We start from the raw sequence: 14,900 nt of genomic DNA, 5'->3' as shown, positions 1-14,900 counted from the left end.
CCCCTGGAATAGATGGGGAGACTATTGAAACTTTTGGGGCTAGTATAGAAGCCAATATAATCAAGCTAAATCATGAACTTAAAACCGAAGCGTATAAGCCACTTCCAGTACGTAGGGTATATATAGATAAAGATGATGGCTCTAAAAGACCGTTAGGTATTCCTACGGTTAGAGATAGAGTTGTTCAACAAGCATTAAAGAATGTCTTAGAACCAATATTTGAACCAAGTTTTCATCCTTCAAGCTACGGTTATAGACCGAATAGGTCTTGTCAAAAGGCTGTAGCAAAAGCTGAAAGATTCATGAATAAATATGGATTAGAGCACGTAGTAGATATGGATTTATCTAAATGCTTTGATACCTTAGACCATGAAATAATAATCAAATCGGTGAACGAAAAAGTAAGTGATGGTAAGATTTTAAAATTAATAGGGAAGTTTTTGAAAGCTGGAGCTATGGAAAGTGGAATTGTTGACGAGTCAGATATAGGTTGTCCACAAGGGGCGGTCATTTCACCGTTGCTAATGAATATATACTTAGATTACTTTGATAAAGCGATGATGGAAAAGGGAATCCGCATAGTTAGATATGCGGATGATATTTTAATTTTTGCGAAAACAAAGGTATTAGCAGGAAAATATTTGGCACTAGCAATTCAAATATTAGAAAAAGATTTAAAACTTAAAGTTAATGAAACCAAAACCCATATAGCTGACGCTAATAAAGGAGTGGCTTTTCTTGGATTTATAATAAGAGAAAAGTGGGTTTCAATACACCCTAAAAGAATTGAAGGATTTAAGAATAAAATCAGAGGGCTAACGCCTAGAAACCATGGCATGAATATAGAACAAATGGTTGAGAAATTAAATCCAGTAATTAGAGGTTGGGCAAATTATTTTAGAATTGCAAACTGTAAAGGACTTTTTGAGAAACTGTTTAGTTGGATTAGAAGAAGGCTAAGGATGAAGAAAATGAAAGAATGGAAAAGCTATAAATCTCTGCATAAAACCCTTAGGCGAAGAGGTTATAAAGGTGAATTTAAAAAAATATCAATGGTGAGATGGAAAAATTCAAATTTTACATTGATACATATGGCACTTCCAAATATATGGTTTAAAGAAATAAAGCTTGTTCACTTATCCGATATACAGGTCGGTGTCTTGTCAAATTATTATGAATAATAATAATAATAATAATAATAATAATAATAATAATAATAATTTTAAGGTTTGCCAGGAGCCGTATGCGAGGTCCGCACGTACGGTTCTGTGAGAGGAAAGAAGCCGGAAAATTATTTTCGGCTTTTACCTACTCGATTTGGAGGATATAGTGGTTCCTGTATTTCAAAAATTCAAACAATACCTTCTTATAGTGCAGTTAGGGTTGCACAATAGAAAGAAAAGACATATAATGTAATTGAAAGTAATATTTTACATGAAGTGTAAATCATATGTACTATAAGAAAAAGCAGCTTAAGTAGGAGGAGTTCTAATGGTTTCCTTTAAGAAAATGTGGGAAGATGTACGATTGATTTTGTCCAGTGAAGATTACTCAGATATAAAAATCTTAGAGAAATACAATTATGGATTTACAGTTAAGGAGAGCAATAATGTAATCTTTATTACAAGAGATGATTTTGTGGATTTTTGGTGTGAGTTGTTGTATTATAATGAGGTATCCTTAGAACAGGTTTTAAATGGTGAAAAAGCAAAACCAAAATACATTTACAGCATTGTAAAAGAATTACCCTATATATTAGAGAATTATGGAGTAATTAAGTTAATGCAGTAGTTTTGTTGAATATTGCAATATAATGTTATATAATTTTACTAAGCTCATATGTTATTAATATGAGCTTAGTATTTTTGCGAGGAAGAGGTATAGAAATGGAGATCAAAGATGTTAATAAAGAGGGACTAATATTTGCTTTAGATATAGGAACAAGATCCATAATAGGGACAGTTGGAGTAATATCCGAGAAGAAATTTCAGGTTCTTTCAGAAAGCTATATAGAACATGAGGAAAGAGCTATGATTGACGGTCAGATTCACGATATTGACTTAGTAGCAAGTGGCGTGAAAAAAATAAAAAAAGAATTAGAGAGTAACTTAAATACTACACTAACTAAAGTAGCTATTGCGGCTGCGGGAAGATTTTTAAGGACAATTACAACAAAGGCTGAAATAGAAGTAGATGGAGATAAGGAAATTAATAGAGAAGTCATTAGAAGTTTGGAGATTACTGCGGTTAAAATGGCAGAGGATGAAGTTATTAAATCTACACAAGGTAAGCTTTATTGTGTAGGCTACAGTGTTAAAAATTATTATTTAAATGGTTATGTAATTTCAAATCTGAATGCTCACAAAGGAGAAAACATTGCAGTTGATATAATTGCTACATTCCTTCCACGGTCAGTGGTTGATAGCCTTTATGCTGTTATGGGCAAGGCGGGACTATCCGTTATAAGCTTAACCTTAGAGCCAATAGCAGCCATGGAAGCTGCAGTGCCACAGAATTTACGACTTCTAAATTTAGCATTAGTAGACATTGGTGCAGGTACTGCGGATATAGCTATTAGTAGTAAAGACAGTATAAGTGCATATGGTATGGTTCCTATGGCTGGAGACGAGGTAACTGAAATAGTAGCACAATCATATTTAGTTGATTTTAATACCGCGGAGATGATTAAAAAGCAAAGCAGTGGAAAAGAAAAAATTGTATTTATAGATGTATTAGGTTTTGAAAATGAAATAGAGCCTGAGGAAGTATTAAAAATAATTAATCCTATAGTTATGAAGATTGCAGAACAAGTTGGAAGTAGGATAATAGAATTAAATGGAGGAAAATCTCCTAATGCTGTATTTCTAGTAGGAGGGGGAGCACATACTCCTTTCGTTAGAGAGAACATTGCTAAAATTTTAAATCTTCCTTTGCAAAGGGTCGCAATTAAGGGTAGAGAATCCGTAGTTGAATGTATATGTGATGCTAGTCTTGGAAGCATTGGAGTTACAGTTTTAGGTATAGCACTTATATCAGTGAAGAGATTAGGAAATGATTTTGTTGATGTTACGATAAATGATAAGATTATAAGCTTATTTAATGCACATAAACATACTGTTATGGATGTAATGGTGCAAGAAGGTATAAATCCTAAGATATTAATAGGTAAGAATGGCAAGAATATTAGATTCACAGTAGATGGTATAAAACGAGTATCATTTGGAACTCTTGCTAAAGGGGCGGAAATAAAGATAAATAACTCCACTGCAAATATTGATTCTATGGTAATAGAAGGGGATGTTATAGATGTTTCTTACTGTATAGATGGAAAAAGCGCTGAACCTAGAATTATAGATTTTGTAAAAAACATTCAAGCTGTGAGTTTTTATTTTGAAGGTATAATACGAAATATTGAGCCTGTAGCATTCATTAATGGGAAAAGAGTTTTAATAAGTGAACTAATTAAAGAAGATGACGATATAAACATAGAATTTCCGGCTACAATTAAGGAATATATCAAATATTTTGGAGAAGGAGAAAGTAATTTAACTTTTATGATGGATAATAAAGAACTTCAGAAGGATTACGTTATTAAAGAAGGAGATAGAATAAATAATGTAACTTTAAAAAATGATAATCCTAATGAATATGTCCATGTTAAAGATGTGCATAATAAATTAGACGTAAGGATTAAAGATCTTGTTGTTGAGGTAAATAAAAAGATAATAACCCTCAAAAATAAGGACAAATATATATTTGTGGATATATTTAGTTATGTAGATTTTGATTTGTCTAAATCAAAGGGAAACTTAATACTGATGCTAAATGATAGCAAAGCTAGTTATTATCAGCCACTAAATAGTGGAGATATAATTCAAATATATTGGGAAAAATAGTAATGATATTTTACTCAATTAATAAGGAGAGGTGTGAAAACGTGAATTTTTTAGAGATGGCAGAAAACATTCATAGTCAGTTAGTGGACATAAGACGTGACCTCCATAAGAATCCAGAATTAGGATTTGATGTACATAGAACTTCCCAAAAGGTAAAAGACTTTTTAGTAGTGGAAGGTATTGAATATTACGCGGTAGCAGGAACGGGAATTTGTGCAATCATTCGCGGTAATGGTGAAAAGACTGTTGCTTTAAGAGCGGATATGGATGCACTTCCCTTAGATGATAAGAAGATATGCGATTACTCATCTAAGGTTAAAGGTAAAATGCATGCTTGTGGTCATGACGCTCATACCACGATGCTCCTAGGTGCAGCCAAAATATTAAATAATATGAAAGAGAAAATACAAGGTAACGTTAAACTTTTTTTTGAACCAGGAGAAGAAACTACTGGTGGTTCAAAAATAATGATTAAAGAGGGAGTACTTGATAGTCCTAATGTGGATGCTGTTATTGGGCTTCATGTAGAAGAGTGGTTAGAGGCTGGAACGGTTGGCTTAAAAAGAGGGGTAGCTTATGCAGCTTCCAATCCATTTACAATAAAAATAATCGGTAAAGGTGGACATGGTGCAAGCCCACATATGACAATTGATCCTATTGTAATAGCTAGTAATGTTATTAATTCCCTTCAAAATATTATAAGTAGGGAAATTGCTCCTACAGATCCTGCAGTACTGACCATAGGGTCTATTCATGGAGGCACTGCTGAAAATATTATACCAGAAGAAGTGATTATATCTGGAATTATTAGGACTACAAACAGTGAGAATAGGGAGTATATAAAGACTAGATTAATTCAAGTAGTAGAAGGCATAGTTACATCTATGAGAGGAAAATGCGAAATTGATATTGTGGATGGGTATCCTTGTCTTTATAATAGTGATAAGCTTGCAACGATGTTTGAGACTTTGGCAAGCGAAGTCATTGGGGAAGATAATGTTTATAAGTTAGATAAGCCCACTATGGGAGGGGAAAGTTTTTCTTATTTCTCTATGGAAAGACCGTCACTATTTTATTTTTTAGGAAGTGGAAATGTGGGAAAAGGTATAGTTCATCCTGCTCATGGTAATTTATTTGATATAGATGAGAGCTGTTTATCCATAGGAGTAGCAATACAATGCAAGTTAGCTTACGAATTTCTATTGGATTTGTAACGAAATTAGTATATAATTGAAGCTTGATGTGATTTTTTGAAAAGTGTAAGGTAATTTATTATAAAATAGATTGGATTATAAGTGGAATACGTCATTATATATAGAAATATAGGAGGAAACATATGAGGATAGAGATCGGAGCAAATGAAGCAGGACAAAGAACGGATAAATTCATGAGAAAAGTACTAGGTGATGTACCATTAAGTAAAATATATAAAGCATTTAGAAAAGGGGATATTAGGGTTAATGGTAATAAAATCAAGGAAAAACATTCTTTAGTAAAAGGTGATATAGTTGAAACAAAATATATTACAAGTGAATTTAAAAAAGAAGAGTTTATTAGAATTGATAATAATCTGAAAATAACATTTGAGGATGATAATATATTAATGGTGGAAAAATGGCCAGGAGTATTAGTTCATTCTGATAAAAAGGGTGGGCCAGCTACTTTAGTAGATTATGTTCTTTCTTATTTGTTTGACAAGGGAGATTATAGTCCTGAAAATGAAATAACATTTACACCAGCACCTTGTAATAGACTAGACAGAAATACTTCAGGTATAGTTATGTTTGGTAAAAACTTTAACTCTCTTAAACTTCTAAATGAAATGGTAAGAGAAAGAGGTGTTGAAAAATATTACATGGCACTAGTAAGAAACAGAATTAAAGACGGTGTTTATGAAGGTTATATACGTAAAGATGAGGATGCAAATATCTCAGAGGTATATGATACTAAGATGCCAAATACAAAAAGAATAGCAATGGAAGTTAAAAATATAGAAAGTTGTGGTACATTCACGTTAATAGATATTAATCTTATAACAGGAAGAAGCCATCAGCTTCGTGCACATTTAAGCCATTTAGGAAATTCTATTGTTGGAGATCCAAAATATGGTGAGAAAAAGATGAATAGTTTCTTCCAAAACAAATATGGTTTGGATTACCAATTTCTATATGCTTATAAAACAATATTTAAGAATTGCCCTGAGGAACTATCTTATATGGAAAACAAAACTATTGCAGAAACTTTACCACCAGTACTTAAAAAGATTAAAAAGGATGTATTTAAATTTTAGAAGGTGTGTTCAGCTTCGGAGAAGCAAAGCAGCACCGAAGGTGATGATTTAATGAGCGAAAAAGTGAATTTAAATAAACAGTCTACCACAAAAGGATTTGCAATATTATCTGCAGCAAGTTTTATGGTTAAGCTTTTATCTTTACTGTATGTACCTTTTTTAATAAAAATATTAGGTGATGAAGGGTATGGAATATATGCCTCGGCATACCCTATATTTACGTATGTATATATTTTAACAAATGCCGGTATACCTGTGGCTATTTCCAAAATGGTATCAGAACTTATAGCTGTAGAAAACTATAAAGATGCAGTAAGAACTTTTAAAATAGCTAGATTTTTACTTTTTGTATTAGGTCTGATTATGTCAATATTAATGCTTGTTTTTGCAGCGCCTCTAGCTAATTTAGCAGGAACAGCTACTGCAAGACTTGCAATTATGGCTTTAGCTCCAACTATTTTAATAACATCTGTACTATCAGCTTATAGAGGATATTTTCAAGGAAGACAAAACATGTCGCCTACCGCTGTATCACAGGTGTTAGAACAAATTGCAAATACTATATTTAGTTTGGTTTTTGCAGCGTTATTTATAAAATACGGACTAGCAGCAGGTGCCGCAGGTGGAACCGTTGGAACATCTGTGGGAGCAATTGTTGCCCTGATATATATGATTCATTATTATAAAAAAAATAAAATTTTCAGAGTCCCTAAAGGGTATAGTAAGTTAAATATAAAACGGTTTACCACTAAAAAAATAATTGAAAAGTTATCAGGTTATGCTGTTCCAATGACTATATGTCTAGGGATACAGCAATCAGGTTTATTCATTGATGTTTTCATAGTTAAGTCAAGACTTATAGACGCTGGAATGGTTAAAAGCCAAGTTAACATTTTATGGGGTGTGTTATTTCAATACACAACATTAATAAATGTTCCTATAGCGATTATTACAGCGCTAGCTATAACTATTCTGCCTTCTATATCTAGCTTAATGGCATTAAAGGATAAAAAAGCTGTTCGATCTAAAATCAATTATGCACTTAGGGCATGTTTCTTAGTAGCAGTACCTTCTGCAGTAGGACTTGCAGTTTTAGCTAAACCAATAATAGGACTTTTAGGATATAATTCTGACGTATCAAGATTACTTGTATATGGGTCAGGGGTAATAATACTTATGGCTGTGGTTAGTATTCAAACATCAATTCTTCAAGGTCTTGGTAAACTTTATTTAGTTACCTTTTTTGCTGTGATTGCATTAATTGGTAAAATAATTACTAATTATTTATTTGTAGTTATTCCAAGTGTTAATATATTAGGAGCTGTTATGGCAAACGGTGTAGGTTTTGCAATACTTTTAATACTAAACCATCTGACTATAAATAAAGTTCTAAGGATTAGAATTAAACTATCTCGTCATGCAATTAAACCTATAATATCAGCAGCAATTATGGCCATAGTTGCAAAAACAATGTATATTCAATTTGATTTTATAGTTAGTTTTATTAAAGAAGGTTATTTTGCTAATGCGATAGCAATACTAATTGCTATTAGCTTATCCATATTAACTTATTTTTTCGTACTAGTGCTTATAGGTGGAATAACTAAAGAGGATTTAGAAGCATTTCCGCATAAGATTACGAAACACATACCCCAGTCTATTATAAAAAGAATTAGGTAGAAAATTAAATGCTAATAAGAAAAGAAACAAGTCTAATGATTTTTGAAGTATTAGACTTGTTTACTATTTTTTGAAAGAATGTAAGAAAATAATATTAGGGAGAACCCAGTAACAATAATTACTATATTTTTAGTGATAAATATAGAATTTGGTATAGTATTATCTAAAATTTTGAGTATGAAGTATAAGAATATACTAAGACAAATATTGATTATAATTTCCGTCATTGAAAACTGTAGATAGCAGCTTTTTTTTATTGCTATAATATTTAATATAAAGGTTATTATAGAAGTTACAAGGAGAGTTATGCCATATCCTAAAATACTCAGACCTGGAATGCCTAAGAGTATATATAGTAGCACAAGCTGTAAAATAGAAGTTATTAGAGAATTTATTAAAATTGTCTTTTGTTTACCAAGTCCGTTTAGTATTCCAAAAGTTGAGCCAGACATGTACATGAATGGTGCGCTCAAGGAGGCGAGGCGTATATATATGCCTAGGTCATATCTGTCGAAAAATAGTTTTCCAAGGGATCCTCCGATACTTAAGCAGATTATAAGCGTCGAAACTCCTAGCAAAAACGAGATTTTTATTACTTCTACAACCCTGTCCTCTAAAGCATGATAATCATTTTTACTAATACTTTTAGAAATGTCTGGAGTTAATATGGTTGCCATAGACATTACAATGATAAAAGGGAAAAATACGATGCTCATAGCCATGCCTGCGAATTTACCAATAAAGGCTAGAACTTCTGTGTATTCTAGGCCAGCATAAACTAGTCGCCTAGGTACAATTAAGGTGGATAGTGCAGAAATTGCAGTGGTTAAAAATCCATTGAGGGATAAGGGAAGCGAAACAACAAGAACATTAAATAGTAGTTGAGCTCTTCCTTCAGCCTTTTTAGTGTACTGCTTGAATTTATTTATACTCTTTTTATAGAAGACATATAAAAGAATAAAACTTATAAATTCACCAATGGATAAGGCAATGTAAGTGGCGGTTACAGTAGATGTTACATTTCTTAGTGCAAAGAAATTTATTATTCCAACTAATATCATCATTCTTACGGTCTTTTCAACTATATCTATTATTGCAGGTACTTTAACATTTGAAATACCATAGAAATATCCTTTATATATAGATGAAAGAGCAACAAAAATTAAAGCGGGACAAATAACTAAAAGAGAATATAATGTTCTTTGGTCTTTTATTATGTAGGTACTGATGAAGGGTGAAAAAAGGAAGACTGATACTGCTATTAATATAGCCCAAATAAAATCAAAAACAATGGCAGTATGTATAGTTTTGTTTAAATTACCATAATCGTTTATTCCAAAGTAAGCTGAGGCTTCTTTTGAAATAGATGTTACCATTCCACCACAAATAAGGCAAATGAATAAATCGTAGATAGGCATTACAAGGCTATATAGCCCCATACCTTGTGCTCCTAGTTTTTTTGAAAGTAAAATTGCAAACATAAATCTTAGTATACCACCAACTAAATTTGATACTGTAAGTATTATTGAGTCTCTATAGAAATTATCTTTTATCATGGATGGATCCTCCTTGCTCTTGACCCTGGTTTATAACAGTTATTATTATTTGTATGTGCAGCGTTTGTATTATATTCTATAAGGAACATAAAACTTTTATCCTTTTGTAAATAACAGTTGGAATATAACGTTGAAAATATAAATATATTATGTGGAAAAACTCTCCTAAGGGGGAGTTTTGTGTTAAAATTCTCTTATGAATGATTGTTGTATACGAAAAAAACATGGGGGTATAAGAGAAATATGAAATGTTTGATTTGCGGTATGGATATAAATATAAATAATTATAATATAAATAGTAAAGGATTGCTTGTGGAAAATGAAAGTGGAACAATTAAATACTGTCCATTTTGTGGGGTAACTGCTAAATATATAAAAGATAGAAGTGAAGAAATTTTTAAGGGTCATGTTGAAGGCTTAGATAATAGTGATTTAGTAATACTTGATCATGCTATGAAACTTGAAATATTTAATGCTGATTTTTATAAATTAGCAGCAGTGCTTGCTCATAGTGGAAAAGTTAAAGAAACGTTTGAAGCACTTTCAAAGATAGAGCGGATGCACGCTATAGTGCACAAGAAACTAGCGGGTTTCAAAGAATTACCTAAACTTGTAAATATAGATTACAGTAAACACAAAACTGATGAAAGCTTAATGAATCTGGCAGAAGATAGAGAAATTCATGCCACAAAGTTTTATGAAAAAAATTCAAAGCAAATAATTAATACAACAGTAAAAGATGTGTTTATAGCACTATCTGAGGTTGAAAAGGATCATATAAATATTGTTAAAAATAATTAACTACATTTATTAATACATATACTCTAATCTATGTAAATATACATAGATTAGAGTATTTATAATTTAGGGGGGAAGTATGAAAAAGACCATTGGATTTATAGTTATTTTAGCCACAATGGCTTTTGCACTATTTTCAATGAAAGGTTTTTTAAAAGAATATAAGGTTACAGTAAAAGGTGAAGGCATAAAGTCACAAATACTTTTTAAAGGGTTAAATGAGGCAGTAGATTTTACTATGGACAACGAGGAGAACTATTATATAGCTTTTAAAGATAGAATACAATACATTGATAAAAATGGTAAGGCCTATACTGTATTTGAAAACAGGAGGTTGAGTATAACAAGTTTAGACTATAACAACGGCGTGCTGTATTATGCAGCAGGTACAGGGGTCTATTCATATAATTTAATATCTAAAGAAGATAAAGAGATAATTACGGACATACCTAATTATGGAGATTATAATAAGAGTTTGGTAAAAATTTATGGGGAATATCTATTTGTTACGATAGGTGCAGCAACAAATTCCGGTGTAGTAGGGCCTGATAACCTGTGGTTAAATAATTATCCTAAGTATCATGATATTTCGCCAAAAGGTATAACAGTTAAAGGAATTAATTTTACTGTGGAAAAAACAGGAGCATTTGTTCCATATAAAACTATGAATACAAAAGGACAAATTATAACAGAACACGTGCTTGGAAATTCGTCAATTGTAATCTACAATTTAAAAACTGGAGCAAAGGCAAATTTTGCTTGGGGCATAAGGAATATGAAGGGCATAGATTTTAACAGTGCTGGCAAAGTAGTAGTTACTGTGGGAGGTATTGAGGATAGAGGGTTAAGACCTGTAAAGGGTGATAGTGATTATATATTTCAAATTAAAAAAAATGCATGGTATGGTTTTCCAGATTACACTGGTGGGGATGAAGTTAGTTCGCCAAAATTTAGTGGGCTAAATAGCAGTAGTGTAGGGTTTATTTTAGATAAACACCCTACAACAAATCCACCTGCACCGATTTACCAACATACGCAAGTAGATAGTTTAGAGAGTTTAACAGTTGATAAAAAAGGATTATTAGGTGATACAGATTGTATATATTTCTACGAAAAGAATGATAATAGTATATATAGTCTAAATAGTTTGGGCGCAATAAAAGAAAAGGTTAATTTTAAAGAAGGATCATATATATCTAGTATTAAATTTTTTGATGATTTATTAGTATTAGACTCTAAAAATGGATATCTAGTTAGAATAGAAAAAATTAAAAAGGACATTATAGATAGTGAAACTAAAACATTTAATTGCTACTTATTAATAATGGTGGTAACTTTGATTATTAGCATACTTGTAGGTCTAAGCAAAAAGAGGTAAGATGTAGTTAGATGTATAATAAAAGATTATTAATATGTGATGAATATATATTTGGGGTATACTAAATTAAGAGGTGAACAGTTTGAAGAAAAGAATAGAAGCTACCTATGGGAAAACTCTAAAAGGAATTATGATAGCAGTAAATCCAATTAAAAAGAAGATTATGAAAACCCATTGTATCGTTCATAAATTTATAAATATTCAAGCTATTGAAATATTGGGAAATAAGGGTTATAGTGATGTTAATAGTTTTTACAAGGGACATATAAAAGAATTAAATAGAGGGGTAACATGGGCAGACCAGGATTTCAAAAGCACAAATCATTTTTATCATCATGTTAAGGGAACTGGCCTATATGGATTTTCAAATGCTTTGACTGAGTTTGAAAAGTATTATAAATGTGCTTTGAAGTTCATAGAAGCAGGAGATAAAAGACAAGCACTATTCTATTTTGGAGCAGCATGTCATTTAGTTCAGGATGCTACAGTCCCTCAACATGTGAACAATAGGCTTCTAAAGAGTCACAGGAATTTTGAACTTTGGATTATAAGTAAATTAATGAGTGATTATTCTTTTCCTATTTTCAATGAAATAATAAATGAAACCAATATAGAGGACTATATAAAAAACAATGCACTATTTGCCAATAAAACTTATCTATTTTATGCAAATGTAAAAATTAGGGAAGATAGGTACAGCAAAATCTCTGCACTTATAATGCAAAGAGCACAAAAGTCAACTGCAGGCTTAATGTTAGATTTTTATAATGAAATTAATAAATAATTCCTTTATTTTAAAGGAATTATTTTGTTTTTGAAGAATAAATAAAACAGATGAAAATTATATTTAGCTGGGGGGTTAATAATTGAAAAAGGAGGTTTTTATAAGTTTAGAGAAAGAAATCTTCAAAGGTAATATTTTAGATATAGGATTTTCAAACCATGGAATTATATATAATATCTATAAACAATATATTGATGATGATACTAGTATTGAGTATTTAGAAGGAAAAGAGGAAAAGATAAGAATAGAGAAGGAACAATATGATATCTGTGCACTATTTCTTACTTTGAGTGACATGAAATCTACTATTACTAGAAAGAAATTAATAAAGGATATATATAACTTTTTAAAGTCGGATGGACTTTTATATATATGGGACATAGATAAAGGGTTTGCTAAAACTTTTAATTCTATAATAAAGATCGTATTGCCAGATAAAAGTACAAAACAAATATCTTTAAGAGATTTTAACATATTCAAAAACAGTTCAAAGGAAAATACAATAAAAATTTTACAAGATTATTTTGAAGTATTAACTTTGAAGAATTCAGATAATATCTATTACATGATATGCAAAAAGAAAGGAAAATCAGAAGATGAAAGCAATCCTAGTAGGAATTAATGCAAAATATATTCATAGCAACTTAGCAGTAAGATATTTAAAATCATACACAGAAGATTTAGATTATGAATGCCAAATTATGGAGTTTTCTATTAATGATAAGATAGATAGAATTCTAGAGGAGATTTTAAGGCAGAATCCAGACCTTGTTGCTTTTTCTTGCTACATATGGAATATTCAGTTTGTTAAGAAAATAGCATCTCTTATAAAGCTTGTAGATAGCAAAATCGAGATTATTTATGGTGGACCTGAGGTTAGTTATGACTCTGAGGTTTTTCTTGAAGAAAATCCAGGTGATTACGTAGTAGAGGGTGAAGGCGAGGTAACATATAAAGAATTTATTAATTGGAAGATTGCTACTTATAATGATGAAAAGACTAAAAACAACATTCGAAATATATTAGGATTATATTACAAAAATCATGGTATTATAGGTTATAATGGTAAAAGGCCTTTAATGGATATGAATGAAATTATTTTTCCATACAATGAAGAAGAACTTACAAATAAAATAGTTTATTACGAAGCATCCAGAGGATGTCCTTTCAAGTGTAAATATTGTCTTTCATCAACTACGAGTGGTGTTAGATTTATAAATACTGAAAGAGTAAAAAGAGAATTAGAATTCCTTGCGTCTAAAGGTGTTACACTAGTGAAATTTGTTGACAGAACATTTAACTGCAATTCAAAATTTGCATTAGAAATTTGGGATTTTTTAATAAATTTAGATGCTGAAATAACTTTTCACTTTGAAATTTCAGCGGACATTCTAAATGAGCAGGAGTTAGAGATTTTATCTAAGGCTCCAAAGGGAAGATTTCAATTTGAAGTCGGGGTACAAACTACGAATCCAGTAGTTCTTAATAATATAAATAGATTCGTAACTTTTGACGACATAAAGGAAAAAGTGGAGGCGATAAAAGAAATAAAGACTATTAATCAACATCTAGATTTAATAGCAGGTCTTCCTGGAGAAGATTACGAATCCTTTAAAAAATCATTTAATGATGTTTATAACATTGCTCCAGAAGTAATTCAACTAGGTTTTTTAAAGCTGCTTAAAGGCTCGGATATGATGAATGAATCAGAAAGTTGGGAAATGGTGTACTCACCTTATCCTCCATATGAAATCTTAAAGACAAGGGATATAAGTTATGATGAGTTAGTAATACTAAAAAAGGTAGAACAAATGCTTGATAAATATTATAATTCACAAAAATTTAGCACTATTTTAAAATATTTAGTTGGAAAATTTAGTACACCATTTGAATTCTACTATGAACTAGGACTATTTTGCCATAAGCGTGGATATTTAAGTAGAAGTATTTCATCAGTAGACTACTATAAAATATTTATTGAATTTAATGCGGATAAGCTTAAAGAAGATAGTGCTATCTTAAAAGAGATTGTGAAATATGACTATCTTATGTACAACAAAAAGAAGTGGTTACCGGATTTCCTAAACAGAGATTTAGATAAGGCAGGAGAAAGAATAATTAAGGAAAAATTGTTGCAAAAGTATACTATTAAAAATGTAAACAATATTCATGTTGAAAAATTTAAGATTAATATTTTGAATTATATAGATAATAATACTATTATTTATGAAGATCGTTATTTAGTTTATGATATTAATAATGATATAATCGATATCACATTTACTGCAAATTCAATGAATTTAGATGCTTAAATTCAAATAATAAAGAAAAAAGAGCGTGAAATTCTTTTAAAATGGATTTGACGACATCAAAAGCACTCAATATTAAGAATATTTGTTAAAACAACAAAAAAGGAGTTGAAATTTTTATTAAAAATCAGTATAATAAAACTATAGTAATCAAGCTGTATTTAATACTGCATAAAGCATTAATAATTAACTATAATCATTTTAGTTAG

12 protein-coding genes are annotated in these 14,900 nt (G+C 30.7%); 11 read left to right on the top strand and 1 reads right to left on the bottom strand.

Going from position 1 to position 14,900, the window contains the following annotated elements; genetic code table 11:
- From ltrA to ACJAX4_RS06220, 6 genes are all read left to right on the top strand, one after another.
- Nucleotides 1-1,181, top strand: a 1,181-nt coding sequence (gene ltrA / locus ACJAX4_RS06245; RefSeq protein ID WP_435788593.1) for a group II intron reverse transcriptase/maturase, incomplete at its 5' end; no start/stop codon positions are given.
- Nucleotides 1,182-1,491: 310 nt separating this feature from the next.
- Complete coding sequence (locus ACJAX4_RS06240) at nucleotides 1,492-1,791, top strand: hypothetical protein (protein ID WP_435788592.1); 300 nt, start codon at nucleotides 1,492-1,494, stop codon at nucleotides 1,789-1,791.
- 95 nt (nucleotides 1,792-1,886) lie between these two features.
- On the top strand, nucleotides 1,887-3,896 hold the full coding sequence (locus ACJAX4_RS06235) for a cell division protein FtsA (RefSeq protein ID WP_435788591.1): 2,010 nt from the start codon (nucleotides 1,887-1,889) through the stop codon (nucleotides 3,894-3,896).
- 2 nt (nucleotides 3,897-3,898) lie between these two features.
- Entirely contained in the window at nucleotides 3,899-5,110 is a 1,212-nt protein-coding gene (locus ACJAX4_RS06230) for a M20 metallopeptidase family protein (protein WP_435788590.1), read from the top strand.
- Nucleotides 5,111-5,232: 122 nt separating this feature from the next.
- Nucleotides 5,233-6,186: a pseudouridine synthase gene (locus tag ACJAX4_RS06225; RefSeq protein ID WP_435788589.1), complete on the top strand. Its 954-nt coding sequence runs from the start codon at nucleotides 5,233-5,235 to the stop codon at nucleotides 6,184-6,186.
- Between the two features lie 51 nt (nucleotides 6,187-6,237).
- The gene (locus tag ACJAX4_RS06220; protein WP_435788588.1) at nucleotides 6,238-7,866 is read left to right on the top strand and encodes a putative polysaccharide biosynthesis protein; all 1,629 of its coding nucleotides are present in this window, start codon (nucleotides 6,238-6,240) and stop codon (nucleotides 7,864-7,866) included.
- 50 nt (nucleotides 7,867-7,916) lie between these two features.
- On the opposite strand, the gene spoVB is transcribed toward ACJAX4_RS06220, so the two are convergent.
- Nucleotides 7,917-9,422: a stage V sporulation protein B gene (gene spoVB / locus ACJAX4_RS06215; RefSeq protein ID WP_435788587.1), complete on the bottom strand. Its 1,506-nt coding sequence runs from the start codon at nucleotides 9,420-9,422 to the stop codon at nucleotides 7,917-7,919.
- A gap of 243 nt (nucleotides 9,423-9,665) precedes the next feature.
- On the opposite strand from spoVB, the gene ACJAX4_RS06210 reads away from it, so the two are divergent.
- From ACJAX4_RS06210 to ACJAX4_RS06190, 5 genes are all read left to right on the top strand, one after another.
- Nucleotides 9,666-10,223, top strand: a complete 558-nt coding sequence (locus ACJAX4_RS06210; RefSeq protein WP_435788586.1) for a ferritin family protein — start codon at nucleotides 9,666-9,668, stop codon at nucleotides 10,221-10,223.
- Between the two features lie 76 nt (nucleotides 10,224-10,299).
- Entirely contained in the window at nucleotides 10,300-11,598 is a 1,299-nt protein-coding gene (locus tag ACJAX4_RS06205) for a hypothetical protein (protein WP_435788585.1), read from the top strand.
- An 82-nt stretch (nucleotides 11,599-11,680) separates the two neighbouring features.
- Nucleotides 11,681-12,382: a zinc dependent phospholipase C family protein gene (locus tag ACJAX4_RS06200; protein WP_435788584.1), complete on the top strand. Its 702-nt coding sequence runs from the start codon at nucleotides 11,681-11,683 to the stop codon at nucleotides 12,380-12,382.
- Nucleotides 12,383-12,464: 82 nt separating this feature from the next.
- Nucleotides 12,465-13,004 carry a class I SAM-dependent methyltransferase gene (locus ACJAX4_RS06195; protein WP_435788583.1) on the top strand — a complete coding sequence of 180 codons (540 nt, stop codon included), beginning with the start codon at nucleotides 12,465-12,467 and terminating at the stop codon, nucleotides 13,002-13,004.
- Entirely contained in the window at nucleotides 12,979-14,694 is a 1,716-nt protein-coding gene (locus ACJAX4_RS06190; protein WP_435788582.1) for a B12-binding domain-containing radical SAM protein, read from the top strand. Before ACJAX4_RS06195 ends, ACJAX4_RS06190 begins: the two co-directional genes overlap by 26 nt.
- Nucleotides 14,695-14,900 lie beyond the last annotated feature (206 nt).

It is taken from the genome of Clostridium sp., from assembly GCF_051278035.1.
Taxonomy (GTDB): domain Bacteria; phylum Bacillota; class Clostridia; order Clostridiales; family Clostridiaceae; genus Clostridium_AD.
The sequence above is the reverse complement of the archived record's forward strand: the minus strand, read 5'-3'. Positions and strand labels throughout refer to the sequence as shown.

Excerpts from the sequence above, each read along its gene's own strand:
- ACJAX4_RS06190 (WP_435788582.1), top strand. The coding sequence starts at position 12,979 with ATGAAAGCAATCCTAGTAGGAATTAATGCAAAATATATTCATAGCAAC.
- ACJAX4_RS06210 (WP_435788586.1), top strand. The coding sequence starts at position 9,666 with ATGAAATGTTTGATTTGCGGTATGGATATAAATATAAATAATTATAAT.
- ACJAX4_RS06225 (WP_435788589.1), top strand. The coding sequence starts at position 5,233 with ATGAGGATAGAGATCGGAGCAAATGAAGCAGGACAAAGAACGGATAAA.
- ACJAX4_RS06205 (WP_435788585.1), top strand. The coding sequence starts at position 10,300 with ATGAAAAAGACCATTGGATTTATAGTTATTTTAGCCACAATGGCTTTT.
- ACJAX4_RS06240 (WP_435788592.1), top strand. The coding sequence starts at position 1,492 with ATGGTTTCCTTTAAGAAAATGTGGGAAGATGTACGATTGATTTTGTCC.
- ACJAX4_RS06235 (WP_435788591.1), top strand. The coding sequence starts at position 1,887 with ATGGAGATCAAAGATGTTAATAAAGAGGGACTAATATTTGCTTTAGAT.
- ACJAX4_RS06230 (WP_435788590.1), top strand. The coding sequence starts at position 3,899 with ATGATATTTTACTCAATTAATAAGGAGAGGTGTGAAAACGTGAATTTT.
- ACJAX4_RS06220 (WP_435788588.1), top strand. The coding sequence starts at position 6,238 with ATGAGCGAAAAAGTGAATTTAAATAAACAGTCTACCACAAAAGGATTT.
- spoVB (WP_435788587.1), bottom strand. The coding sequence starts at position 9,422 with ATGATAAAAGATAATTTCTATAGAGACTCAATAATACTTACAGTATCA.